Genomic DNA, 24,054 nt, shown 5'->3' with positions numbered 1-24,054 from the left:
GGATCGTTATTATGGGACAACCTGCTGCCAGAGCCAGAGTGGATACCAGCGCGCATACTGGCCCCATTCAGAGTGGAAGCCCGGATGTGATTATTGGCGGCTTTCCTGCCGCCAGAAAAAATGACCCGCTTTCCTGTTCTCAACATGGTCAGGGCGCCATCGTCGGCGGCTCGGCCACCGTCTTCGTTAATGGGCTGCCGCTGGCGCGCATGGGCGATAAAACGCTCTGTAATACGTCCGGCACGCCCGCCGCGCCGCAGGCAAAAGCGGCTCCGCCGCAATACTGGAGCTCAACGCTTGCAAAAAAAGCGGGCGAAGATGGCGCAATGCATGGCGATAATTACGATGCGCGGGTATTGGGCGCTTACGCAAGCATTGAGGATAAGGATGGAACAGGAAAACCGGAATCCGTGTCCGCAGGGTTTGCGCTTGAAGACATTACTGTCGGCAACATGAAAAGTCAGGACATGGTTAAAGGCGAATTGCGCACCAAAATTGCCGTCGCCAATGCCGGCGTTTCCATGATCGTTGAGAACCCTGACTATGCGACGATGAATGCCAGCGCGACGGCGACAGGCATGCAATATGGCGCCTCCGCCGAAGCCGGGAAAGAAGGGATGCTTTACGGCGGCGTCGGCGGCGATTTTACCGTGGGTACCGCCGAAGCCAAAGTGGTGAGCGAAGTCTATAAAGGCAACAAAGGGCGTTACGGATTTTCTGGCGAGGTAGGGGCGGAAGCCGCTGGCATCAAAGGGGAAGTCTCGGGTAAAAGCAACATCCTTGGCATTATCACCAGCGAAGGCAAAGTCAGCGGTACGGTTGGCGGGGTGGGCGCATCAACCGGCGGCGCGCTCATTGTCGATAAAACCGATTATTCTTTAACCGTAAAAGCCTCCGGGAAATTAGCTTTTGTGCTTGGCATTGGCGCGGATGTCAATATTAAAGTGGCGCTAAAACCTATACTTGACCTGCCTTTTAAATTATTTAAAAAAGCCATGCCAGCGCCTTCTTCAGGCGATGGCACTATTAAGACCGGGTGTGTTACAGTCCTGATTGGCGGTTAATGGCTTTATATGGAGAATTATTTGATGAGTTGGCTCGGCTTTTTTCTTTTTGTTGTTCTTGCGCTGATCCTTATCTGGAACGGGAAAGATCGTTACGCTAAAAAGGACTGGCTGCGCTGTGGCGTAATGCTGGTTTGCGTCTTAGTCGGCACCCTAATCATAGGGTTTATTTTTAGGTGGTTGTCGGAATCATGGTCGTTATTTTCTATTGAGAGAGCGCAACAGCTCGCCGCCGTCTGGTCCATGTCTTTCCTCTGTTTGTGGGGTGTCAAATTAGTTCTTACGCTGCTTGTCGCTATCTTTGGCAATATCATGAAATTCCATAAGACGCATAATGCTGAGAATTATCCTAAAATTACTTCAACCACTGACAGGTTCGGTCCGCCACTTTTAGTCGTAGCAAAAGTCTTTGTTTCGCTGGTGAGCGTGTTACTGTTTTACGGACTCTGGTTAGATTAAATCGCCACGCTGAGGTTTAAAATGAATTTAGATCCTGAATTTTCATTCCCCCTGGAAATGACTTATAAAAGTGAGGAGATCCGGGAAAAATTCTGGAAATGTCTCTATACCTCTACCGGGCAAGAAATGTTTCATTACTGGGTACTGCTTCCACAAGCGGTTAAGCCCGCAGAGGTTAAGCCTGTTCACTTTCCTGAAGTGGGGCTGACGAACATCGGTCGCTACATTACCGAAGATACCTCGCCTTATATGGAAGTGTGGGCCGCGTACGAGCGCTGTCAGTGGGAGATGAACCCATCAGACTGGTTAGAGAACAAGCTTTCGCTGATGGGTGAAAAAATCCTTCATCAGCGTCTTATCAATCATCCCTCCGGCAGCGGGAAATTTGCCGATGTATTAACCATCAAGACGCTGGCATCAGGTGATGAGGTAGTATCGCGCTATACCGTTCAGAAAGATTATAATCCGGTCGACGGCGGCGGTAATTACTTTCTGATAAAAGCCTCCTGTGCTGCTGCTATCTATAATTCACTGGCGAATGATATCCACTTTATTGCCATTAACTGGGATTTGCAGCATCGCAGTAATATGATGCTTGCCGAGTTGTTGAAAACCGTTAGCCTGAGCAGTAAAAACAGCAGCGGGTTTAAAGTGCCGGACTCCTGGCAGGTGAATGTCATTGCGGATAATCGTCTCGTTATCGAGCATACTTTTGACGGCGTTAATTACGGCGTTATTAATTTATGCTTCTACTCTCAGGAAAAGTATAAAACAGCCGAAGAGGTGTTTCAGCTTTCAACGTCCCGGTTCCATCAGCATGACAATGCTGTCTCGCTTACCGCATCCGCCATGGAAACCGTTCCGAATGATATCAACAGTGCTTTTACCGGCGATGTTTATACCTGCACCGGGGAAATAGTCAGCGCGGCTGATAAAGTCAGGGCGTTTTATCAGATGTATATCGTCAATGTAGAAGGTCTCTGGTGTTATGCGGAGTCGGTGGGTAAACATCGCAATCATCAGGATTACTACCATGAGGCCAACAAACGTTGCCTTGAGATAATTCTTTCAACGCTGCATATTGAAAATGCCTGAGTTAATTTTCCCCCGATAATATCCAGCCGCTTTTACTTCTTTCCCCAACCCGTCGCCTACAGTGACGGGTTTTTGTTTCCAGTCTTACTGCATAAACTATTACGGAATAAAGATTATGCTCAACCGCATCACTGTCCGGCTCCCCGTGGAGGGGCTGCTTTTCTGGAAACTCTCCGGCCGCGAGGCGATGTCGGAGTCGTTCGCCCTCATGCTGACGCTGCTCTCCACCGACGCCCGTATCGACCGCAGCGCCCTGCTGGGCCAGCCGGTGACCGTCACGCTGCCCACGCAGAGCCTGCTGAGCCCGCGCTTCATCAACGGCAAAATCACCCGCGCCGGGGTGAGCGCGGTGGAGCTCAGCGGCACGCGCTACGCGGTCTACACGCTGACGGTGGAGCCGGACCTGTGGCCGATGAAGCGCGACCGCAACCTGCGCATCTTCCAGGGGCAGACGGCGCCGCAGATAGTGAAGACGCTGCTTGGCGAGTACAAAGTGAACGTCGAGGACCGGCTCACCGGCAGTTACCGGGTGTGGGACTACTGCGTGCAGTACCAGGAGTCGAGCCTGGACTTCATCAGCCGGCTGATGGAGCTGGAGGGTATCGCCTACCACTTCCGCCACGAGGCGGACAAACACACGCTGGTCCTCACCGACGCGGCGACGCAGCACCAGCCGTTCAGCGGCTATGAGGTGATACCGTACCACGCGACGCCGTCGGGGGGCAGCACCAGCGAGGAGGGGGTGAGCCAGTGGGCGCTGGAGGACAGCGTGACGCCGGGTATCTACAGCCTCGACGACTATGACTTCCGCAAGCCCAACGCGTGGCTGTTCCAGGCGCAGCAGAACCCGGCCTCGCCGCAGCCGGGGAGCATCGACGTTTATGACTGGCCGGGCCGCTTTGTGGAGCACGGGCACGGGGAGTTCTACGCCCGCATCCGCCAGGAGCGCTGGCAGGTGGAGCACCGGCAGATACAGGCAACCGCGACGGCGGTAGGTATCGCGCCGGGGCACACCTTCATGCTGGCGAATGCGCCGTTCTTCAGCGACAACGGGGAGTACCTGACCACGGCGGCGGAGTACCGGTTCGAGGAGAACCGCTACGCCAGCGGGGCGGACGGGGCGACCATCCACCGCACGGACTTCACGGTCATCCCGTCGTCGGTGGTGTTCCGCCCGGCGCAGACAACGCCGTGGCCGCGGACCTACGGCCCGCAGACGGCGCGGGTGGTGGGGCCGCAGGGGGAGAGTATCTGGACGGATAAATACGGGCGGGTGAAGGTGAAGTTCCACTGGGACCGCCTGGCGAAGGGCGATGACACCAGTTCGTGCTGGGTGCGGGTGTCGAGCGCGTGGGCGGGCCAGGGTTACGGCGGGGTGCAGATACCGCGGGTGGGTGATGAGGTGGTGGTGGACTTCATCAACGGCGACCCGGACCGGCCGATAATCACCGGCCGGGTGTACAACGAGGCGAGCATGCCGCCGTGGGCGCTGCCGGCAGCGGCGACGCAGATGGGGTTTTTAAGCCGGTCAAAGGATGGCTCGGTGGACAACGCCAACGCCCTGCGCTTTGAGGACAAGGCGGGGGAAGAGCAGGTGTGGATCCAGGCGGAGCGCAATCTGGATACGCATGTTAAGAATGATGAATCACATACCGTAAACGGCGCGCGCAGCCATTACGTGCGTAAAAACGAACTGCATCGCGTGGAAACGAACCAGATCCAGGCGGTTAAAGGCGGCACAGAGATCCTGACGGGTAAGGGCAAGCTCGATGCCGTGGTGGAACAATATATTCTCGCTTCCGGCACGAAGTTGCGCCTGGTATCGGGTGAAAGCGCCATTGAGCTCAATGCCAACGGCAAGATAAACCTGATTGGCAAAGAATTTAACTTCTTTGTCGAAGGCGATGGCTATATCACCACAGGCGGCAAGCTGCACCTTAATACAGCAGGTACAAAACCAGGCACCACCGCGCCGGGAAGTAACCATAAAAAAGATATTGATGCGGCCGTGCAGGCGAAGTTTTCACCGCAACAAAAAGGCAAAGGCGTGCCAGCACCCGCTGCGGGTAAAAAATCGGCGCCTGCGGCGCCAGCAACACCAGCCGCTCCTGCAAAACCGAATCAGGATCAGGATAAATTTTCAAAAATTTCACCGGTTATTTTTAAAAACGAAGGCGGCTTTGTTAATGATCCTAACGATTCAGGCGGCGCGACCAACAAAGGCATCGCATGGAATACGTGGCAGAAATACGCAAAAGAAGATCTCGGCGTTGAACCGACGCTGGATAACCTGAAAAACATTACGACGGAACAAGCGGAAACCATCTATCGCAAGCGATACTGGGACCCTTCGGGTTTTAACAATCTCAGGGATCCGAAACTGGCCTTGATGTCCTATGACTGGACAATTACTTCAGGCGGGGCGGGTAAACAAATACAGAAATTACTTAATAACGAGTTTGGCCAGCAGTTAGTAACGGATGGAAAAATAGGACCGAAAACGATCGAGGCGATGAACAGCGTCAGCGACTCTGCTAAATTGACGTCCAGAATAGCAGATATACGCAAAGCATATTATGAAGATCTGGTAGTCAGTAACCCTAAAAACGCTAAGTTCTTAACAGGGTGGTTAAATCGGGTGGATAGATGTTCACAGGTGGTTTTAGAATGAAAACGAAAATAGCGGCATTTTTACTCGGCGCCGGCTCTGGTCTGTTTAGCTTACAGGCCATGGCTGCCGGTGAATTTACTGGCCAGTGGACTGGTGAGGAAAAAGACCAGTCAACGCTGACTCTGCAACTCAAACAGACTGACAATACGATAACAGGAAGCTATTGCTACATTACGCAAAACGGCAACCGTATCGATTGCCCAGCCGAGGGCGAGAATAACCTTAAAGGCACGGTGAATAACCACCGGGCGAGCGTTGAGTTTACCTCTTCTTTCGGTGGAACAGGGTATGCAAACCTGGATGTTGACGGTGAAAACATGGTCTGGAATAAAGCGCCATCTTCCGGGCAAGGAAAATACTACGCTCCGCAACATTATACGCTCACAAAGAAACCACAGGCGACAGCCTCTGAGCGTCGTAAATTCGAAACGAATAAGTTTACCGTAACGCTTGCTAATAAATGCGGTGAGTTCAAAACTCCCTGCAACAATATGTTTTATCTTGGCGTGCGCAAAAGTGATAACAGCGTGATTACCCTGCAAGGAAAAACAGTGCTCAACGCTTCGGGTGACGTTGTTGGTTCAGAATATAAGAATGGCGATGTGACCTATAAAGTTGACTATGAACCGGTAAAATTAACGGTCAGCCAAAAAAAGAATGTGCTGATCGAACAGCCCGGCCAGTGGCTTAAATAATCGTTGCGGGACCCGCGCACAGGCCACCTTCTATGCCCGCGGTCCCTTCCTGCTGCGTTGGAACGTAGCGAACCCTCAGGGACGTACAGATTCATGTATAAACGCCATTTCACCTCATCGCTGTTTTGCGCTGCGTTATCACTTTCAACCCTGGCTTCCGGTTCCGTGAATATTGCGCAATATCGCCAGCCAGGCCAGGTTTCCACCATTCTGAACGATCGTGAGGTTACTGCCGGGCTTCAGGCATTGCTGGGTGATGATTACGAGGCTTTTATCGGTAATTTCGATCTCTTTGGAGAACCACATCAAACAGCGGACGGTGGGCTTTTCGTTGAAGGGTGGTTAAAAGATTTATACCTTGAGAACGCCTCCGCTTTTGTTATTTACCCGGACGGTAAATTCTACGCCGCGTGGGTAATGCCTGATGAGCAGTTTATTCATTACCAGCCTGACGCTAAAAACGGTGCAGAGATCCCCCCTGATATCAAAACCTGGGCTTCACGGTTCGAAAACGCCTCTTTTCACACAATAAGCGCGGCGCCGGTTTCGCCCTTAGCCCGTGAGGATTTCTCCACGCAAATAAGTAATACGGTGCTTTCGTTAGGACAAAATTGGAACCCGCAGGTCAGTTCAGGCCTAGGCAAATCACTGCAGGATGACTTTGCAGGCGACGTACCTTTTGACGGCGCCAACTATAAGTTCTATCGCCATACCTACAACGGCTTTGATATTTACAGCGCCAATCTCTGGTGGGACAAAGCCGAAAGAGATGTTGATGACTACATTATTGCGCAAATAACCCTCCATACCCCGCAATACAAAACCCGGCGCGGTGTTAGCGTTGGTGCAACAGCCGATGAAATTGCGCGTCTTTATGGTCCCGGAAAACGCGTGGATGAAGACGGCGAACAATGGCTCTCGTACGCCATGGGGAAAAAGGTTATCTCGTTTGAGATAGACAAAGGGAAAGTCGTCTCCATTACTCTGAGCTACGATAACGGCGAATAAATAACCCTCAGCTGAAGCGATATTCAGCCGCGAAAGCGCCAGAGACTACCCCATTAAATAATGGGTATAGAGGCGAGTGCGTACCGTAAGCGGCTTGCTTTTTATCTCTGATAAGCGCCTCAGCTGGAATGAACCGCGCTTTCAGCGTTGCGGAAATAAAGCGCATCTCAGTCAGAATGAACCCTTATTTCTTATCGCATTCTAGCTATTTATTCTTTCAACATGAGTTCACACATGAAATACACCCTTCAGGAAGGTTCGTTTTCCCTTTTCCCCGCCGCCTGGCAGGACACCAGCATGACGATGTTACGCGACGATGAGAGCGGGTTATCGTTAATTGTCAGCCGCGGCGCAATTCCGGATGACAGCGATTTCGAAAAGGAATTCCAACGCCAGTGGGAGGTGCTGCGCGCACAAATGGGTGAAATCCAACAGAGCGAATTCGCACGTATCCTGGTCGGGCAGCCTTCACACCGCGCCGTTGAAGTCGAAACGGCATTTGTGCGGCAGGGGCAGCAGATCTGGCAGAAGCAGTTTGCTGTACAGGCGCCGGATGCTCCACGCCTTTTAATCTTCACCCTTTCCGCGCTGCGCCCCTTCACTGATGAAGATGCGGAACGCTGGAATACCATCAAACAAAGCCTGACGCTGCATAAATAATGGAATACATGGCATGAGCGACAAACATGCAGCCCGCCAGGGCGATAAGATTATTCACTCCAGTGTCTTTGCAGATATCACAAGCCTTGTAGCTGAAGGCATCGCGTATGCAGCCATTGGCTCAGCGGTGGCCTTTGCCGCAACGGCCGCCGCACCGCTTGTGGGTGCGGGCGCGGCGGCGGCTACCCTGACGGCGATAGGTTCCAGCTGTGCACTGAGCGGAATTATCGGTGGTATCCTGGCGAATGCCGCAGGCATCACGGATGACATCAGTAATATAGCGACGGGGATCGGCAATACGATTTTCCCGCCATCACCGGCTGGTTTCATCGCCACCGGCTCAGCGAACGTGTTGACCAACAAGCTTCCAGCCGCCCGCGCGGCAGGCGAACTCACGTCGGGCGATACGCCGCCGCCTGAGCCGCAAAAGCCCGGCAGCTTCGCCGATTACGGCGGCATGTTGCTCTCCGCTGCGGCGCAGTTTGGCAGCGAGATGTGGCAGCCTACCGTCGCCACTGCCGCACCCGGTACGTCGTCGCTGGAACTGGATAAAGTTCTTTGCGATAAACATTCTGGCCCGCAATACCTGGCCGAAGGATCAAAAAGCGTCTTTATTAACGGCCAGCCTGCCGTGCGCGCCAAAGACCGTACTACCTGCGAAGCCACTATCTCGGAGGAGGTATCGCCTAACGTAATAATCGGTGGCGAAACACTGACGGTGCGCGATATCAAAAGCGGTAAAACCGCAGGCCTTGCCGTGGCGATGATTGCGCTTTCGCTTATTCGCGGCCGGCCCGGTAAGGTCCTCAAAAACATGCCCTGCGCGCTGGTCTCGGCCGGTGCAGGCATGCTCACAGATATGGCAATAAATGCCGTTTTCTCATCATCGCATCCGGTGCATGCCGCCACGGGTGTGAAAGTCCTGAACGACAATAATGAACTGGATTTTTCGCTGCCAGGCCGTTTTCCTTTGCGCTGGCAGCGCAGCTATAACAGCTTAACCACCCGCGAAGGATTATTTGGTCTGGGTTGGGCCACGGCATTCGACAGCTACCTGACGCTGGATGATGGCGAGGTCACCTGGTTTGACGAGACCGGACGTGAGCTGCGCTTTACGCTACCGCCGCTGAATCAGGCGCTTTACAGTATCAGCGAAGGGCTTATTGTTCGCCGCAATGAGAACGGCGACGTGGCGATCGCCGACGACGATGGCGCCGTCTGGCGTCTGTTTAAACCCACCCGCGCCAACCCTGCGGTGCTGCGTCTGGCGTCGCTGAGCGACGAATATGGCAATGCGCTGGAAACCGGCTGGGATGAACATGGCCGCCTGGTGCGCATCCATGACGCCCCCTGCGCCATTGATGTCACGCTGCACTATGAGGATGCGCGTTTTCCACAGCGTGTGACTTCAGCTGCACATTTTGACGGCGACAAAACGTGGCCGCTGGTGACTTATCGCTATGACGTACGCGGGCAACTGGCCGCAGTAACTGATGCAACCGGCATCACGACACGTGAATATCGCTATAACGATGCGGGTCTGATGATCTGGCACCGGTTGCCCGGTGGGCTGGAAAGTGAATATCGCTGGGAGAAATTCGATCACTGGCGCGTGGTAGAGAACCGTACCAGTACCGGCGACGGTTGCCGTATCGCTTACGATCTGGCTGCGGGGTTGACCACGGTCACGCAATACGACGGTCAGACGCGCCAGCATTACTGGAACGCGCAGGGGCTTATCACACGTTTTGTCGATGAGCGCGGCGAAACCTGGCGCTACGAGTGGAATGAACACGATCTGCTGACCCGCCGTGTCGATCCTTTAGGCAACGCGACGACGTTCGGTTATGACGAGATGGGCAACCGCGTCCAGGAGGTGGATGCCGAGGGGAATACCCGCGCCACGCAGTGGCTGGAACATCGCGCATTGCCTGCGGCTATCACTGAGGCGGACGGCACCGCCACGCGCTTTTACTACGATGAACACCACGGGCTGGCGCGCATCGTCGATGCGCTCGGGCAAACCACACTATTACGCCGCGACGAGTTTGGTCAGATTGTCGAGGAGACAGATGCCGCCGGTAACCGCCGCCGCCAGGAATACAACGACGCGGGGCAGGTTATTCGCGCGACAGACTGTTCCGGGCGCGTTACCCGTTACCGCTATCACCCGCTCGGTTGGTTAAGTACTGCTATTACGGCGGATGGCGAAGAGACCCGCTACCATTACGACGCCGCAGGCCGTCCGATCCACATGGAGCGCCCGGAAGGCTGGGAAGAACGCCTGTTATGGAATGCGCGCGGTCTGCCAGAAGCGCATGAAGGGGCCGATGGTAAGCGCAGCGAGTTTACTTATGATGCGGCGGGCCGTCTTATTGCGACGTCAAACCCGCAGGGTGAAGCAGTACGCCGCCGATGGGACAGCCGCGGCCGCCTGATTGCGCTCGAAAACGAAAAAGGCGAGGCATACCAGTTCCGCTGGGGCGAAAACTCTCTGCTGCTTGAGGAAGAGGGTTTAGACGGCGTGATTACCCGTTACGGGTATGACGCCTGTGGACGCACCATCGCACGCACTTTCGCTGCAGGGCATCCGCAGGCGATTACCCATACCTTTGCCTGGAGTGCGGCAGGGCAGCTTCTTGCGCGCACTACGCCGGAAGGCCAGACCCGCTACGACTACACGCCTGGGGGATTAATAAGCCGTATCGCACTGCATGCTTCGCTTGCGGAAAACGTCTGGAGCCGTGAGGCGGAACAGGAACTGCGCTTTGAGTATGACGCGCTGGGTCGCGTCACCGGCGAACAGGGTGAGAACGGCGCGCTGGGCTGGACCTATGATGCGCTCGGCAACCGTACGTCCGTGCAACTGCCTGACGGACGGACGCTAAAACATCATTTCTACGGCAGCGGGCATTTGCTCTCCATCGCACTGGATAGCCTGCCGGTGACCGACTTTACGCGTGATGAACTGCACCGTGAGATAAGCCGTACACAGGGGCTGCTCACGACCCGCAGCGATTATGACCGGCTGGGCCGCCTGACGCGCCGCGACGTTTTCACCGGCGATGCCCAGCGCCCGGCGCCGCGCCGCTGGTCCCGCCGCTGGGATTACGACTATCGCAACAACCTCATCCGCGAGGAGCGCGATGACAATCCATTTAACTGGTATCGCTGGAAATACGATAACGCAGGGCGTCTGCTGACCCAGGACGGCACGCTGCCGGGCCAGGAGCAGTGGCAGTGGGACGCGGCGGGCAACCCGCTCGATAACAGTGCGACGCAGACGGTGCGCTTTAACCGCGTGACGCAGCTTAACGGTATTCAGTGGCATTATGACATTCATGGACGCACGATAGAGAAAGATAACGGGCAGACCCGCTGGCGCTACCGCTACGATGCTGAGCACCGCCTGACGGACGTTATCAGCCAGCCACGCGACCGCAACAAACCGCAGGTGGAAGTCAGCTTCCGCTACGATCCGCTGGGGCGGCGCATCAGCAAGACCCGCCGTCAGCACCTTGCCGGCCAGCCGCTCGGCAAAACTGTCACCACGCGCTTTGTCTGGGAAGGGTTCCGGCTGCTGCAGGAGATTCATGATGATGTGCCGCTGACCTACGTTTACAGCGACCAGCACAGCTACGACCCGCTGGCGCGTATTGACGGCACGCAGTCACCGGGCATTTACTGGTTCCACTGTCAGCCCAACGGCACGCCGGAGTGTCTGACCGATGTGGAAGGCCAGGTGCGCTGGGAAGGGCGAAACAGCGCGTGGGGCAAGCTGGCGCATGAATCGACGCCGTTGCCAACAGGCTATAACCAGAACCTGCGTATGCAGGGCCAGTACCTGGACCGTGAGACAGGGCTGCACTACAATTTATTCCGCTACTACGACCCGGACTGCGGCAGGTTCACGCAGCACGACCCGATAGGGCTGGCGGGGGGCATCAATCTTTACCAGTATGCGCCGAATGCGCTGGGGTGGGTGGATCCGTGGGGGTTAGCATTAAAGGGAGTTGACTTTACAGGAAGCCCAGATCTTTTCCCAATCAATGGAACTAAACAGAATATTGTATCTATTACAATGCAAGGAACTAGGGATAGAGATTTTACCGAGGCCTTCAAGGCAGCCGGTATTTCTAAAAGCGAAGCAACCGGATATACATGGCATCATGTCGATGATTTTGACCCAGCTACAGGAAGGACAACAATGCAATTAGTCAAAACTTCTGCGCATGAAGCTACTTTCCCACATAAAGGCTCAGTCTCACAATTCGAGAAATATTTTGGTGTAAAATATGGTTCCCAAGAAGCCATTGCTGTTTCTCATTCTAAAGGCTGGTTGAAGGGGCGTGTTCCGAAAAATTTGCGTGCAAACTGTCACCAGTGAGGTATATATTTATGAATCATTTCAGTAACTGTGAAAAAAAGATTGGACGTGCAGATATTGCTAAAACGGAAGAGAAATTATCTATTACTCTGCCGGATGATTTCGTTTCACATTATCTGCAATTTAACGGTGGCACTCCTGAAAAAAGTTGGTGGGACGGTGATGAAGATTTTGAGCCAGTAGAAGTGGCAGGGTTTAAACCGTTTATTTATAATAGTCAGACAAATGATGACCCTGGATCTTTAATTGACGGTTGCTATATCAGCATGTTGGATAGGGAAGTGATTCCTAAAAACCTGCTTCCTTTCGCAAATGATTGGGGAGGGAATTTCTTCTGTCTGGATTTAGATAATTACTCAATTGTATATTTTGCTACAGATTCTTTTGATGAGGATTTGACTATGCAAGAGAATCACATAAAACTTCAAAGATATCTGACAAATTCATTTGCCAATTTTGTTAACGGATTAGTAGCAGAAGAGGATCTTTCTTAAAGATTACTTAAAAACTCTATCGGTTTATTTAATTAGATTGCTATTGTTTTGATATTCGCTTTTAAATAAATCTCTGTATCACAAGTCATGCTGTTTTATTATAAGGCAGCATGGCACGCTAGGTTGAGGAATAAATAGGTTTAAACATGAAAATATCTCAGCTAGCAATAGATAGGTTAAATAAAATTAATTGCTTTGTTAATCTTGGTGTGGCGATGACACTCCCCGGGGTTATCCATGTTCAATCTCTTAGCTTATTTATAAAAGGCCTGAGTAGTGATGAATGGGAGAGTGCCACCTTGGAGGTTGGTAATTAAAAACGGGTTATCTTGCAAAAAAACACACTAACAAATGTTAATGTTGGAACTCTTTGGTCAAAGAAGCTAACAAAGTTGTGGAGAATGATATTATCCCAAAAATAACCTTCCTGGAGTCTGAGAAAGGCTTAATGACTGAGAACTTAAAAGGGACCTTGTGAATTACTTGCTTGAAGATGCGTATAGTTCTTTACTACGAGAGCCATTCTTTTTTGACTGATTAATTAAAGTTCATGAAGCCGGGTATATGCCCTGTGGATGGTCAGGTACTTGACCAGCGGGCAAACTAGTTATCTATTGATAGATTACGCACAAAAAAATCCACGCCAAAGCGTGGATTTTTTTCGATCAAAACAAATTAAACGTTAAACAAGAAGTTCATCACATCGCCATCTTTAACGATGTAATCTTTCCCTTCCGCACACATCTTGCCTGCTTCTTTCGCACCTTGCTCACCCTTGTAGGTGATAAAGTCTTCAAACGCGATAGTTGCGCAATAATGAAGCCTTTCTCGAAGTCGGTGTGGATCTTACCGGCCGCCTGAGGCACAGTCGCACCGACAGGGATGGTCCACGCGCGCACTTCTTTCACGCCAGCGGTGAAGTAAGTTGGCAAGTTGAGCATCTCATAGCCTGCGCGGATCACGCGGTTCAGACCCAGCTCAGCCATAAACTCTTCATGGTCGGCGTCGTCCAGCTCAGCGATATCGGATTCAACCGCGGCGCAAACGGCTACCACTACAGAACCTTCACCGCTCGGAGGTTCTGCAGAGAAGGTCACGCACAACCGCCTGACGCAGCTTAACGGTATTCAGTGGCGTTATGACATTCATGGACGCACCGTGGAGAAAGATAACGGGCAGACCCGCTGGCGCTACCGCTACGATGCTGAGCACCGCCTGACGGACGTTATCAGCCAGCCACGCGACCGCAACAAACCGCAGGTGGAAGTCAGCTTCCGCTACGATCCGCTGGGGCGGCGCATCAGCAAGACCCGCCGTCAGCACCTTGCCGGCCAGCCGCTCGGCAAAACCGTCACCACACGCTTTGTCTGGGAAGGGTTCCGGCTGCTGCAGGAGATTCATGATGATGTGCCGCTGACCTACGTTTACAGCGACCAGCACAGCTACGACCCGCTGGCGCGTATTGACGGCGTTGATGCGCCGGAGATTTTCTGGTTCCACAACCAGCCGAACGGCACGCCGGAGTGTCTGACCGATGTGGAAGGCCAGGTGCGCTGGGAGGGAATGAACAGCGCCTGGGGCAAACTGGCGCATGAATCGACGCCGTTGCCAACAGGCTATAACCAGAACCTGCGTATGCAGGGCCAGTACCTGGACCGTGAGACAGGGCTCCACTACAATTTATTCCGCTACTACGACCCGGACTGCGGCAGGTTCACGCAGCACGACCCGATAGGGCTGGCGGGGGGCATCAATCTCTACCAGTTTGCGCCGAATGCGCTGGGATGGGTGGATCCGTGGGGGTTGTCATGTAGACAAAATACCTGGAATGAATTCCAACGTCAGCATCGAGGTCATTTTAAATCCTCTACAGAAGCTGCCGCTGCATATAAGAAACTGGTACATGAACAATCGCCTTGGCCGCTAGATGAACCACCTTTAAATGCTACTTTAATTCCCGGTACCAAAGTAAAAATGGCTGTATCTCCGGGACAGCCAGCAACAAGACCAGGGGGATTTGCTACATTTGATGATATTACTGACGTATCTTATGTTCGAAATGAGCTTGCTGTTAAACAGGAATGGAAACCAGACATTGATCGTGTTATCACTTATGAAGTAACAGAGCCATTACCAGTTAAAATTGGTATGGTTGGCCCTCAAGTAGATAAAGGAACCAGTACTTATCTTCCTGGTGGTGGATCACAGGTTGAAATGGCTGTTCCTCCTGCTGAACGTATGAATTATTTAAAAATTATTGACGAAAAACCAATAAATCCCTGATATTAATGAGTGAAATATGATTGAAAATTTTAGTGTGGATAAGACTAATCTTTACTGGACTGTTGATGCGAAGGAAGTGAGTTTACACATAGAGGGCCTTGATCAGGCTATGCTTGATGATCATCGCCAGAAAGTTATTATGTTATGTAATGCCCAACCTCTTCCTGATAAGTTATTGGTCCTGGATGAAGATGGCAGCGAAGCTTTTTCTTTTTCTCCTCCGGATGGGGCTGCGTTTTATTATTTAACGAAGAATGAGATCCATGAAGTTTTGGTGGTATGTGTTTTCCATGAAAAATTTGAAGGGTGGCATGATTGGCATTTTTATATAGATATAAAAAATAAAAAGCTTATCAAAAATTCACCTGCTTATTAAACGGCATATATTTAGATATTAAAGGCTCGCCTCAGGCATGCGATATAGAATTGTCAGGCGACGAGAAACATTAATTAAAAAAAGCTACAATGAGTGGAGGCAAAGTCCATAAAGCTGTATTTGATATGTCCGATGCGTCAGCCGAAAAAGCCATTGAGTTCCAGAAATCGCAACCAGGAAAAAATCTTGGACCTTACGATATTTGCACCCGCAGTTGCCTTACACATGTTATGAAAGTTCTTGCGGCGGGCGATGCAGATGTTCCTGATAGTGTGATGCGTTAGTATGGGTTTATTCAAAAGAAACTGGGCTTCGGTAAATGTAAGCAAAGGGGGGATTGATGCCAGGATTATGCCCAATACACAATGAGCCTGAATACACTAACGTATCGAGAAAGGTCAAAGAAATACTGCATGAAAACAAGCCGTTATCACAGTATTCTTTTTGCCGACTGACCGTACATAAATGGGAGGACGGGGTTGAGACCGGTGCCCATCATTACTTTCTTGAAAAAGAGGACGTGCTTACATTAAGGCTTCCGTTTGACACGGTTATCCATCTGAACGACAGAGATATAGAGAGGAAATCGTTAAACGACCGCTTTGTCATTCAAAAAATGCGGCTGTTTTTATCGACCGTTTGCCTGCAGTGTATTGCACCGTTAAAAGCTTCAAATTTGTGGGATCATTAATATAAGCCGTTGAAATGCGCTGCGTTATTTTTTATATCAGCTCGCCACTCACGCTTAATATTCCTAAGCACATAAGGATATTCAGCGGCGCGCCACCCGGGAGAATACAAGGTAATGATAGCAATAAAGAACACTACCGCTGTCGTCGCCTGCATGATGGCGTTAGGCTCTGCTAATGCCGTGGCTGACATACGTCCAAATTCATTGTGGGATTTTATTACCACCATGCGTTCATCCTTAGCGGATATCAATGTCGCCACGCTTAATCGCGCGCCTTTAAAATTTCAGTTGGATTTTCAGAACGAATACATCAACTTTTATCGGGCGGATGATGTCGCGTTTTCTGCGGCGGGAAAAGTGACCGACATTGAATTACGGCTGAGCAGAGATCCGCAGGAGAAAACGTTGCTGTGGGTATCGCACTGGCAGGGGGCGTGCCTGACGCTTAACGACATTAAACAGCATTACCCCGTATTGACGATAACCGATACCCCACGCGGCCATTCGGAAAATGAAGTGACCAGCTACACCACGCCTGCCGGGGCGTCAGGCGAGGCCGTGACGTTTAGTTTTACCGCCAAAGCGCCTGATTGCCTGAGTGACCTCATTATTAGCCGGGAGTAGTAACGGCGGGGTTTCTTATCTGCTGCATCGCGGGCGATGCAGCAAGCTATTTCGGATTATGCGCAGTCACAAAGAGAATGCCACTCAGTCGGGTCTTAATATCATCGGTATAGATGAGCTATTGTTGCCCTTAATGCATTTTCTGAAGAAAAGATATCCATTACTACTATAAAAAATAAAGGTTACTTTCTGTCGTTTTATGCGAATAGCGAGGCTAATCAGTTTTTAGGCCTGGTGGTAATCAAGCTACGCAAGCAAACAAGCGATGAAATTCGGTTTTACAGAGACGTTTTAGGTATCAAAAATATACCGCCAGAGGCGCAAGAAGAGGCTCTGTAAATTGCAAACCGCTTACCGGAGTATGGTTAACGCGCTAAGCGCTTCACCGGGAACCGACCAACCGCAGCAACACATCACAGGCAAGGAGCAAGGCTGATGAGCGTAAAACGAAAACTATTCTGTTTCTGGGGCTGCATGGACGCGCTCGCGCTTGTTGTGTACGTCATTCATAGCCTGAGGCACGGGCGAGTGCCGTTTGTTACCGATGTTCAGGCTTTTTTTCTGGCGGGTGATGACAGGTTCTTCGGCATTGCGCCAGGCCTGCTGTTTCTGCTGGATGCCACGCTGCTCCTCTCTTTATTCGTCTCCGCCTGGCTTTTCCTTAACGGCAGCCGCTATGCGCTCCACTTCGCGCTGGGGCAGGAGCTGCTGCGCTTCATCGCTTTCCGCTCCTCCGTTACGCTTCTTCCGCTGTTCATCGGCGTTACCGGGCTGGCTAACCCATGGGTAAACCTGCCGCTGTTTCTGATTGGCGAGGCGGTAAAAGTCGGCTCGCTTATTCGGGTGAGCAAAAAGGCGCGGTAAGCATTTCGCTCATATCGCCTGCACGCGCCCCCATTTCAGACTCCCTTTCTTTATCTCCCGCTTCGTGATGTTAAACGAGCTCGCGCCGGGACATCGCTACCCTGATTTTCTGCACGAGGTCGCTCCGCTGGCGGCACAAGGTCGTATTAAATACGCCAAAGCGCTTGTCGACGAGTTTGAAAATATCCCGAACGCTTTTGTACAGCTGTTAAAGGCCGCAACCGCGGCCAGCCGATCGTCATAGTGGGCAGGGCGCTAAGCGCTCTTCATACAAAACGAGGTAAAGCTGATGAACGAACTGAAAGGCAAACGCGCGCTGGTGACAGGCGCATCACGCGGCATTGGCGCGGCCATCGCGCCGACGCTTGCGCAAAAAGGGGCTGACGTGGTGATTACGTATGAACGTTCAGCCGAAAAGGCGCTTGAGGTAGTGCGCGCAATTGAACAAACCGGCCAGCGCGGTTTCGCCATTCAGGCGAACAGCGCGGATGCGCAGGCAGTGCAGCGTTCGGTGGAGGAAGCGGCAGAGCGGCTTGGCGGGCTGGATATCCTCGTCAACAATGTCGGGATAGCCCGCGTGGGGTCGCTGGTGGAGATGAGCCTTGAGGATATCGACGCGCACCTTAACATTAATATTCGCTCCGCCGTGCTGGCGTCCCGGGCGGCGATTCCCCACCTGGGGCAGGGCGGGCGCATTATCACTATTGGCTCCAACGTGGCTAATCGCGTGCCGCAGCCAGGGCTTACGCTCTATGCGTTGACCAAATCGGCGCTTATCTCCTTTACCAAAGGGCTGGCGCGAGATTTAGGCCCGCAGGCGATTACCGTAAACCTGGTCCAGCCGGGGCCGGTGGATACCGACTTGAACCCGGCGGACTCCGGCGACTTTGCTGACCAGAATCGCCAGTTTACCGCGCTGGGCAGATACGGCGAGCCGGCGGAGATAGGCGCGGCGGTCGCGTTTCTGGCAAGCCCTTCGGCGGCATTTATCACCGGCTCAGCGCTGACGGTGGATGGCGGGTTTAACGCCTAATCGTCCCCCTGCGGCGGCCGAAAACAAAAAAGGCCGGAATTTTCCGGCCTTGTTACTTTCTGCGCTTAACCTCAAACGGTCTGCGGCGTGTTCGGCTGTTGCTTACGCCCATGCTGGCGGCGAAGCTTGTCGATAAGACGGTGCGCTTCCGCCCGCGACGCGACGGCCGGAGACGAGCCGCTAAGCGGTTTGCGGGCTGTTTCACGCAGCGTCAGCACGGTGAGAAGGCCAATCACGCCCGCGCCCATCATGTAGTAAGCCGGCATCATCACGTTATGCGTGGTATCCACCAGCCAGGCGGTAACCAACGGCGTGGTGCCGCCGAACAGCGAAACGGACAGGTTAAAGCCAATCGCCAGCGCGCTGTAGCGGATATCCGTCACGAACAGCGCGGGCAGGGTGGCCGGCATCGTGCCGCTAAAGCAGGTGTGCAGGAAGCCGAGCATCACCAGGCCTGCAAATACCGCCCACATGTTGCCGGAGCCAATCAGCATAAAGCACGGCACCGCCAGCACTATCAGGCCCACTGCGCCCAGGCCTATCACCGGGCGACGGCCGATGCGGTCGGTCCAGTGGCCCCACATCAGCGTCAGCGGCATCATGACGAACATCACCACCATCACCAGCAGCAGCCCGGTAAGCTCGCTCAGGCCCAGTACGCCGGTCAGGTAGCTTGGCATATAAGAGGTGAGCATGTAGTTCGAGACGTTGAAGATCAGCACCAGGCCAATGCACTTCAGCATCTGTTTTTTGTATTTCACCAGCATCTGCCACATGTTCAGACGCGGCTTGCTGTGCTCAAGCGCTTCCTGCTTATCCATGTGTTCTTTAAACGCTGGCGTCTCTTCAAGCTTCAGGCGGATATAAAGCCCGAACAGTCCCAGAGGCGCGGCCAGGAAGAACGGCACGCGCCAGCCCCAGTCCAGCATGGCTTGCGAGGGGATGGTCGCCATCATCACCGTGACAAGCGTAGCGCCGAGCAGGTAGCCGCCCAGCGTGCCGAACTCGAGGAAACTGCCCATAAACCCGCGGCGTTTGTCCGTGGAGTATTCCGCGATAAAGGTCGCCGCGCCGCCATATTCGCCACCGGTTGAAAAGCCCTGAACCAGACGGGCGATAAGCAGCAGTACGGGCGCCATAATCCCGATACTGCTGTAATCCGGAATAAGGCCGATGCAAAAGGTGCCTACCGACATCAGTATCATCGTCAGCGCGAGGATCTTCTGGCGGCCGAAGCGGTCGCCCAGCGGGCCGAAGACCATTCCGCCAATCGGACGCACCAGGAACGCGGCGGCAAAGGTGCCGAAAGAGGCGATAAGCTGCGCCGTGGCGCTGGCGTCCGGGAAAAAGACTTTACCGATTATCACGGCCAGATAGCTGTAAACGCCGAAGTCGAACCACTCCATCGCGTTGCCAAGCGCAGCGGCCCCGACGGCGCGTTTGAGCAGTTTGCTGTCGATAACGGTAATATCGTCTACGGTTAATTCAGTTGGTTTTACAGAGGTTGCGGGCGTGGTTGATTGATTAGTCGAGATCGTTCTGGTGCTCATAAACTCCCCATGAATACGAATGAAGCGATCTTATAGCTTTCGCAGCCGTAACGTTCGTATCAAAAAGGAAAAGAAAGCTATAAGAGGCTGAAGATTGTGACCGGTCGCACAAATGCGCCGGGCAATACCATAAATAAAATGCCATCCCGCTGCAACTTTGTAGCGTTAAAAACTACCTCGCAGGCTTTTTTGTTCATAAAAAACTATCCTGATGGCAAGGATGGCTGCCAAATATCTTCCTGAAGAACACGCCCCTCACCGAATAATTGTCAATTATTTGTCAATAAGCGCCAAAAAAAAGGCAAATCGACTGTTGCACCGGCGGATAAACCTGGCGTTTTTACGGGGGAGTTTTTTGTACGAAAGTGTTACTTGCAGCCGTTACCGGCTTCAGAAAGCGCGTTGCCCGACAGGAGATTTGGTGCGATTGCTTTTCAAAATCGCTGGCGACAGCCGGTTTCAGGAAATTTTTAACCGCCTCGCTTTTCTGGCACTTTGCCGGGCCGCGCAAAATTAATGCAGCAATTTCAGCCTGATAGTGGAACGCTCAACAAACGACCTATTCGCGCAATAAATAGATTACATGTGTTTAAAAAATCTACTGGATATTTAAACAGGGATTGTTTACTATTTCCTCAGTTTAACTGGTAGTAGTGTCAGTGAAGTGAGTGGTGAAACCTATGGTTATTGCTTTAGAGAATCTCAATCCTCAGGACCGGTCGGCCACCATGAGCAGCCGCGAAATCGCTAAGCTGATGGGGGTGACCCATGGCGAAGTGAAGCGTATGGTCAAAAGCCTTGAAACGGCGCAGCGCCTGTCGCAGCCCGTTACGGTCAACCTTTACGAGCGCGAAGGGGAGACGCTGCAAGAGTTTTTGCTGAACAAACGGGACTCGCTGCTGACTGTCGCGCGCATATCGCCAGGCTATACCGCTGAAATGCTGGATCGCTGGCAGGAGCGTGAAAAGCAGATAATCCTGCCAGACTTCACTAACCCGGCGGCGGCGGCCCGCGCCTGGGCGGAAGAGTACGAAAAACGTAAACAGGCGGAGGAGCAGCTTGCGCTTACCGCCCCAAAGGCGGAGTTTTTTGACGCCTACATCCAGGTGGATGAATCGTTAGGCTTCCGTCAGCTCTGCAAAATGCTGAAGGCGAAGGAGCCGGAGTTCCGCCAGTTCCTGCTCGAGCGCAATATCATGCAGCGCGCCAACGGCGCGTTGATGCCGGCTCAGCATCACGTTCAGGCGGGTTACTTCACGGTGCATGGCGGCATGGGCGAAAATCGTCATACTTACTCCCAGGCGCGCTTTACGGCGCGGGGCGTGAAGTGGATTGCCGGCCTGTGGGCGGCGCATCTCTCCTCACAACCGGCGGAGCCGCGCGTGCCGGAGCGTAAAGAACTGGCGCAGGGGCCCGGCTGGTTTTAACAGACCCGCTAACGCCTTTGCGACATCGCAAAAACAGAAAATCCACGCCATGGCGTGGATTTTTCATCTTCTGATGACGGACGGTCATGTTCTCAATAAAAATTGCTTGTCTGAGCTTCCTTTGCATCATTCTGCTTTCTCTCGCCGCCAGCCTCGCCCAGGCGATGCATCAACGGCAAGCGTCAGAGCAGGGCGGCTGGTGGTCTGCCCGGCGTGATTCGGCAGGACTGGCGCCGGATGCCCGGCAACATCCCGGGCTTGCCGTGGTGCAGGTCTACGCTGCGCCCACCTGGGGCTGGAAAGGGGCGGTGGCGGTACATCCGTGGATCATTTTTAAACGCGCCGGCGAAACGGAATATAACCGCTACGAAGTGATCAGCTGGGGGGCGGGCGAGAAAGTGCGTCGTAACCGCAACGCGCCGGATGGCTACTGGTATGGCGCAAAACCTCGCCTGCTGGCGGATCACCGGGGGCCGCAGGCGCAAGCGATGATCCCGCAAATAGAAGCGGCCATCGCCTCCTATCCGTGGCCCGATAGCTACCGCGCCTGGCCTGGCCCTAACAGCAACACCTTTATCGCCCATATCGGGCGCGAAGTGCCGGCGCTGAAACTGGATATGCCTGCCAATGCGGTGGGGAAAGATTATCGGGCGTTGCGAAACCCTGTTGGCTTGCCGCCATCGGGGCGCGGCGTGCAGGTTTCGCTGCTCGGCGTGGCGGGTGTGACGCTCGGCGTGCAGGAGGGCGTTGAACTCAACGTGCTGGGGCTGAATGTGGGCGTCGACTTCACGCCGCTGCGTTTACGCTTGCCATTTATCGGCGGGATTGGCCGCGACAACCTGCAAAAGAACAACGCGGCGAATGCCAGCGACGGCTTTCAGTAAGCGACGATTAATAAAAATCCACGCATTAGCGTGGATTTTTTTGCCGTTCTGGTTCGCGCAAATTTACCCTCGGTTGATAAACGCAGCGTGATGGCTCACTACCTGAGTATTAACATAGCCTGATACACGCAACGTCTGCTCTGAGCGTGCATGCAACGCTCCTGAGCCTGGCGCAACCTGCTTGCAGTCCATCTTGTAAAAATGAGAGCGCTGAATTACTCACTCCCGGAGTCAGCGGAACCGGTCAGTGTCGCCCTCACATGAGGAAGACACTGCGGATAGTTTTGCTGAATAAACTCGATCATTTTTTCCCGCACGTGACAGCGTAAATCCCAGGCCGTAGGAGAATTCTGCGCTGTCATCAACATTCTGATCGTCATGGTTTTTTCAGTGGTATCGGTAACCTGAAGCACCTGAGTTTCTTGATCCCAGAGCTTTGTTTCACTTAGCACTTTTTCAAAGTGCTTACGCAGGGGCTCTAAGGGCATGGAATAATCAAGGTAAAGAAAAACAGAGCCTAAAATTTGCGCATTGTTACGCGTCCAGTTTTGGAAAGGATTTTCCGTAAAATAAGTAATTGGCAAGACCAGGCGACGCAGGTCCCAGAGACGCACTACAACATACGTCAGGTTTATCTCTTCAATCCAGCCCCACTCTTTTTCGACCACGACAGCATCATCGATTTTTATCGGTTGCGTAAAGGCTATCTGAATACCGGCAAACAAGTTAACAAGCGATTTCTGCAGAGCAAAGCCAATTATTATTCCGGCAACCCCGGCGCCGGCCAGAATGGTGGTGCCGAATTTTCGCACGCCAGGGAAACTGAGCAAAATAAGGGAAAGGCAGAGCGTCACGAGTATGACAATAGCGACCTTCTTAACATACATTATCTGAGTGCGAATTTTGCGGGCACGGAGATTGTTCGAAATATTAATGTCATAGCGAATAAAAAGCATATCCTGAGCAACGTTTATCAATCGAATCAGGACTGAGCAAAATGACAATATAATAAATACATTAATTGTTGTTGTAATAAAGCCAAGCGTTCCAGGCTGGATGTGGACATAACGTACCCCTAAATTTATTAACAGTAGGGGAATGAAAAGAAACATTGATCCACGAAGGTGCTTTTCAAGTGATTTGAATAGCTTTCTGTCACGACTCTGCCAGTAACGAATGAACTGCAGGAGTATAAATCGCGTCAGAAAACCCACTATTAACGAGAGTGTGACGAGCAATACCGCAGGCACCCATACCGGCGCGCCAGATAACTCACCAAATAACCAAGGCATTATTTCCCCTTCTATTCAGCCAACAACCCTGGGTTGTCAGATTGATTAAGCAACACATATCCTTTCTCTTCCAGACCCTCTGCAGATTGCCTGATTCACGCGCATTATTATATGAAAAGTATGAAGAACCGGCCTCGCCAGCAGATAAAAAGATCGGGCGATTTGTGCCAGCGCTTCCTGCGTGTCATGACGTTACGCACTCTTTTGTCCATCGCAGGCGCTTTTTTCTGCTGCTGTCACAGGGGCTGCTGCAGCCTGATAAACTTCAACAGGCTGTTAACTTGCTCTCCCGAGCCATCTCACACGTATTAGCGTCAAGCTAAAGTCTAAGCCGGATCCGCCTGACAGGAGAGACAGCTGAAGTCCTTTTTTGGCCGATGCAGACGCACATTCTCGGTGGAGTGGGAGATGAAAGTGCGATTGTCTCCAGGGCGAACGAAGCGGAGGTTCTCTGACAGAAATAACCTTGTGCCGTTATTACATTCATTAATGTTTAG

19 protein-coding genes and 2 pseudogenes are annotated in these 24,054 nt (G+C 52.7%); 17 read left to right on the top strand and 4 right to left on the bottom strand.

Going from position 1 to position 24,054, the window contains the following annotated elements; genetic code table 11:
- Positions 1-11: 11 nt before the first annotated feature.
- The 9 genes from IEX01_RS08440 (at position 12) to IEX01_RS08400 (ending at position 12,533) form a co-directional block, all read left to right on the top strand.
- Positions 12-1,064, top strand: a complete 1,053-nt coding sequence (locus tag IEX01_RS08440; RefSeq protein WP_024559473.1) for a PAAR domain-containing protein — start codon at positions 12-14, stop codon at positions 1,062-1,064.
- A gap of 24 nt (positions 1,065-1,088) precedes the next feature.
- Positions 1,089-1,523, top strand: coding sequence for a hypothetical protein (locus tag IEX01_RS08435; RefSeq protein WP_024559472.1), 435 nt, complete (start codon positions 1,089-1,091; stop codon positions 1,521-1,523).
- Positions 1,524-1,580: 57 nt separating this feature from the next.
- Positions 1,581-2,618 (top strand): hypothetical protein, encoded by a 1,038-nt coding sequence (locus tag IEX01_RS08430; protein ID WP_229701818.1) that lies wholly within the window; start codon positions 1,581-1,583, stop codon positions 2,616-2,618.
- A gap of 115 nt (positions 2,619-2,733) precedes the next feature.
- Entirely contained in the window at positions 2,734-5,289 is a 2,556-nt protein-coding gene (tssI, locus tag IEX01_RS08425; RefSeq protein ID WP_188723656.1) for a type VI secretion system tip protein TssI/VgrG, read from the top strand.
- Positions 5,286-5,984, top strand: a complete 699-nt coding sequence (locus IEX01_RS08420) for an SET domain-containing protein (RefSeq protein ID WP_188723655.1) — start codon at positions 5,286-5,288, stop codon at positions 5,982-5,984. The genes tssI and IEX01_RS08420 overlap by 4 nt, the downstream gene beginning before the upstream one ends.
- 93 nt (positions 5,985-6,077) lie before the next feature.
- Positions 6,078-6,992, top strand: coding sequence for an Ivy family c-type lysozyme inhibitor (locus tag IEX01_RS08415; protein ID WP_188723654.1), 915 nt, complete (start codon positions 6,078-6,080; stop codon positions 6,990-6,992).
- A 234-nt stretch (positions 6,993-7,226) separates the two neighbouring features.
- Positions 7,227-7,652: a DcrB-related protein gene (locus IEX01_RS08410; protein ID WP_024560588.1), complete on the top strand. Its 426-nt coding sequence runs from the start codon at positions 7,227-7,229 to the stop codon at positions 7,650-7,652.
- A 13-nt stretch (positions 7,653-7,665) separates the two neighbouring features.
- Positions 7,666-12,039 carry an RHS repeat-associated core domain-containing protein gene (locus IEX01_RS08405; RefSeq protein ID WP_188723653.1) on the top strand — a complete coding sequence of 1,458 codons (4,374 nt, stop codon included), beginning with the start codon at positions 7,666-7,668 and terminating at the stop codon, positions 12,037-12,039.
- A gap of 11 nt (positions 12,040-12,050) precedes the next feature.
- A complete protein-coding gene (locus IEX01_RS08400; protein ID WP_188723652.1) occupies positions 12,051-12,533 on the top strand; it encodes an SMI1/KNR4 family protein in 483 nt (160 codons plus the stop codon).
- A gap of 675 nt (positions 12,534-13,208) precedes the next feature.
- Here the strand turns inward: IEX01_RS08400 and IEX01_RS08395 are convergent.
- Positions 13,209-13,600, bottom strand: a pseudogene (locus tag IEX01_RS08395) (DUF933 domain-containing protein); the annotation flags it as partial.
- Between IEX01_RS08395 and IEX01_RS08390 the strand changes: the two are divergent.
- Positions 13,599-14,816 (top strand): annotated as a pseudogene (locus IEX01_RS08390) (RHS repeat domain-containing protein); the annotation flags it as partial. The pseudogenes IEX01_RS08395 and IEX01_RS08390 overlap by 2 nt on opposite strands.
- A gap of 16 nt (positions 14,817-14,832) precedes the next feature.
- A complete protein-coding gene (locus IEX01_RS08385; protein WP_188723651.1) occupies positions 14,833-15,192 on the top strand; it encodes a hypothetical protein in 360 nt (119 codons plus the stop codon).
- Between the two features lie 687 nt (positions 15,193-15,879).
- On the opposite strand, the gene IEX01_RS08380 is transcribed toward IEX01_RS08385, so the two are convergent.
- A complete protein-coding gene (locus IEX01_RS08380) occupies positions 15,880-16,110 on the bottom strand; it encodes a hypothetical protein (protein ID WP_188723750.1) in 231 nt (76 codons plus the stop codon).
- On the opposite strand from IEX01_RS08380, the gene IEX01_RS08375 reads away from it, so the two are divergent.
- The 3 genes from IEX01_RS08375 (at position 15,998) to IEX01_RS08365 (ending at position 18,404) form a co-directional block, all read left to right on the top strand.
- Complete coding sequence (locus IEX01_RS08375; RefSeq protein WP_188723650.1) at positions 15,998-16,507, top strand: hypothetical protein; 510 nt, start codon at positions 15,998-16,000, stop codon at positions 16,505-16,507. The two genes, IEX01_RS08380 and IEX01_RS08375, sit on opposite strands and share 113 nt — an antisense overlap.
- 435 nt (positions 16,508-16,942) lie before the next feature.
- Positions 16,943-17,371, top strand: coding sequence for a hypothetical protein (locus tag IEX01_RS08370; RefSeq protein ID WP_188723649.1), 429 nt, complete (start codon positions 16,943-16,945; stop codon positions 17,369-17,371).
- Positions 17,372-17,657: 286 nt separating this feature from the next.
- Complete coding sequence (locus tag IEX01_RS08365; RefSeq protein WP_229701837.1) at positions 17,658-18,404, top strand: 3-oxoacyl-ACP reductase family protein; 747 nt, start codon at positions 17,658-17,660, stop codon at positions 18,402-18,404.
- Between the two features lie 71 nt (positions 18,405-18,475).
- On the opposite strand, the gene proP is transcribed toward IEX01_RS08365, so the two are convergent.
- Positions 18,476-19,954 (bottom strand): glycine betaine/L-proline transporter ProP, encoded by a 1,479-nt coding sequence (proP, locus tag IEX01_RS08360; protein WP_188723647.1) that lies wholly within the window; start codon positions 19,952-19,954, stop codon positions 18,476-18,478.
- A gap of 220 nt (positions 19,955-20,174) precedes the next feature.
- On the opposite strand from proP, the gene IEX01_RS08355 reads away from it, so the two are divergent.
- The 3 genes from IEX01_RS08355 to IEX01_RS08345 all read left to right on the top strand — a co-directional run bounded on the left by IEX01_RS08355 (position 20,175) and on the right by IEX01_RS08345 (position 22,265).
- Positions 20,175-20,471, top strand: a complete 297-nt coding sequence (locus IEX01_RS08355) for a hypothetical protein (RefSeq protein WP_188723646.1) — start codon at positions 20,175-20,177, stop codon at positions 20,469-20,471.
- 163 nt (positions 20,472-20,634) lie between these two features.
- Complete coding sequence (locus IEX01_RS08350) at positions 20,635-21,381, top strand: phage antirepressor KilAC domain-containing protein (RefSeq protein ID WP_024558574.1); 747 nt, start codon at positions 20,635-20,637, stop codon at positions 21,379-21,381.
- 86 nt (positions 21,382-21,467) lie between these two features.
- The gene (locus IEX01_RS08345) at positions 21,468-22,265 is read left to right on the top strand and encodes a DUF3750 domain-containing protein (RefSeq protein WP_024560578.1); all 798 of its coding nucleotides are present in this window, start codon (positions 21,468-21,470) and stop codon (positions 22,263-22,265) included.
- 215 nt (positions 22,266-22,480) lie between these two features.
- On the opposite strand, the gene IEX01_RS08340 is transcribed toward IEX01_RS08345, so the two are convergent.
- Positions 22,481-23,557 (bottom strand): mechanosensitive ion channel family protein, encoded by a 1,077-nt coding sequence (locus tag IEX01_RS08340; RefSeq protein ID WP_024558576.1) that lies wholly within the window; start codon positions 23,555-23,557, stop codon positions 22,481-22,483.
- Positions 23,558-24,054: the final 497 nt, after the last annotated feature.

This window comes from Franconibacter daqui, assembly GCF_014644275.1.
Lineage (GTDB): Bacteria > Pseudomonadota > Gammaproteobacteria > Enterobacterales > Enterobacteriaceae > Franconibacter > Franconibacter pulveris.
Note: the sequence above shows the minus strand (reverse complement) of the source record. Positions and strands in the feature narration are given on the sequence as shown.

What these genes read in the sequence shown, in the direction of transcription:
- IEX01_RS08430 (WP_229701818.1), top strand. Translation starts at nt 1,581, where the DNA reads ATGACTTATAAAAGTGAGGAGATCCGGGAAAAATTCTGGAAATGTCTC.
- IEX01_RS08420 (WP_188723655.1), top strand. Translation starts at nt 5,286, where the DNA reads ATGAAAACGAAAATAGCGGCATTTTTACTCGGCGCCGGCTCTGGTCTG.
- IEX01_RS08355 (WP_188723646.1), top strand. Translation starts at nt 20,175, where the DNA reads ATGGCTGCCAAATATCTTCCTGAAGAACACGCCCCTCACCGAATAATT.
- IEX01_RS08385 (WP_188723651.1), top strand. Translation starts at nt 14,833, where the DNA reads ATGATTGAAAATTTTAGTGTGGATAAGACTAATCTTTACTGGACTGTT.
- IEX01_RS08340 (WP_024558576.1), bottom strand. Translation starts at nt 23,557, where the DNA reads ATGCCTTGGTTATTTGGTGAGTTATCTGGCGCGCCGGTATGGGTGCCT.
- IEX01_RS08415 (WP_188723654.1), top strand. Translation starts at nt 6,078, where the DNA reads ATGTATAAACGCCATTTCACCTCATCGCTGTTTTGCGCTGCGTTATCA.
- IEX01_RS08440 (WP_024559473.1), top strand. Translation starts at nt 12, where the DNA reads ATGGGACAACCTGCTGCCAGAGCCAGAGTGGATACCAGCGCGCATACT.
- IEX01_RS08350 (WP_024558574.1), top strand. Translation starts at nt 20,635, where the DNA reads ATGGTTATTGCTTTAGAGAATCTCAATCCTCAGGACCGGTCGGCCACC.
- IEX01_RS08400 (WP_188723652.1), top strand. Translation starts at nt 12,051, where the DNA reads ATGAATCATTTCAGTAACTGTGAAAAAAAGATTGGACGTGCAGATATT.
- IEX01_RS08380 (WP_188723750.1), bottom strand. Translation starts at nt 16,110, where the DNA reads ATGGTGGTAATAAAATCCCACAATGAATTTGGACGTATGTCAGCCACG.
- IEX01_RS08410 (WP_024560588.1), top strand. Translation starts at nt 7,227, where the DNA reads ATGAAATACACCCTTCAGGAAGGTTCGTTTTCCCTTTTCCCCGCCGCC.
- IEX01_RS08405 (WP_188723653.1), top strand. Translation starts at nt 7,666, where the DNA reads ATGAGCGACAAACATGCAGCCCGCCAGGGCGATAAGATTATTCACTCC.
- proP (WP_188723647.1), bottom strand. Translation starts at nt 19,954, where the DNA reads ATGAGCACCAGAACGATCTCGACTAATCAATCAACCACGCCCGCAACC.
- IEX01_RS08375 (WP_188723650.1), top strand. Translation starts at nt 15,998, where the DNA reads ATGATAGCAATAAAGAACACTACCGCTGTCGTCGCCTGCATGATGGCG.
- IEX01_RS08435 (WP_024559472.1), top strand. Translation starts at nt 1,089, where the DNA reads ATGAGTTGGCTCGGCTTTTTTCTTTTTGTTGTTCTTGCGCTGATCCTT.
- IEX01_RS08345 (WP_024560578.1), top strand. Translation starts at nt 21,468, where the DNA reads ATGTTCTCAATAAAAATTGCTTGTCTGAGCTTCCTTTGCATCATTCTG.
- tssI (WP_188723656.1), top strand. Translation starts at nt 2,734, where the DNA reads ATGCTCAACCGCATCACTGTCCGGCTCCCCGTGGAGGGGCTGCTTTTC.
- IEX01_RS08370 (WP_188723649.1), top strand. Translation starts at nt 16,943, where the DNA reads ATGAGCGTAAAACGAAAACTATTCTGTTTCTGGGGCTGCATGGACGCG.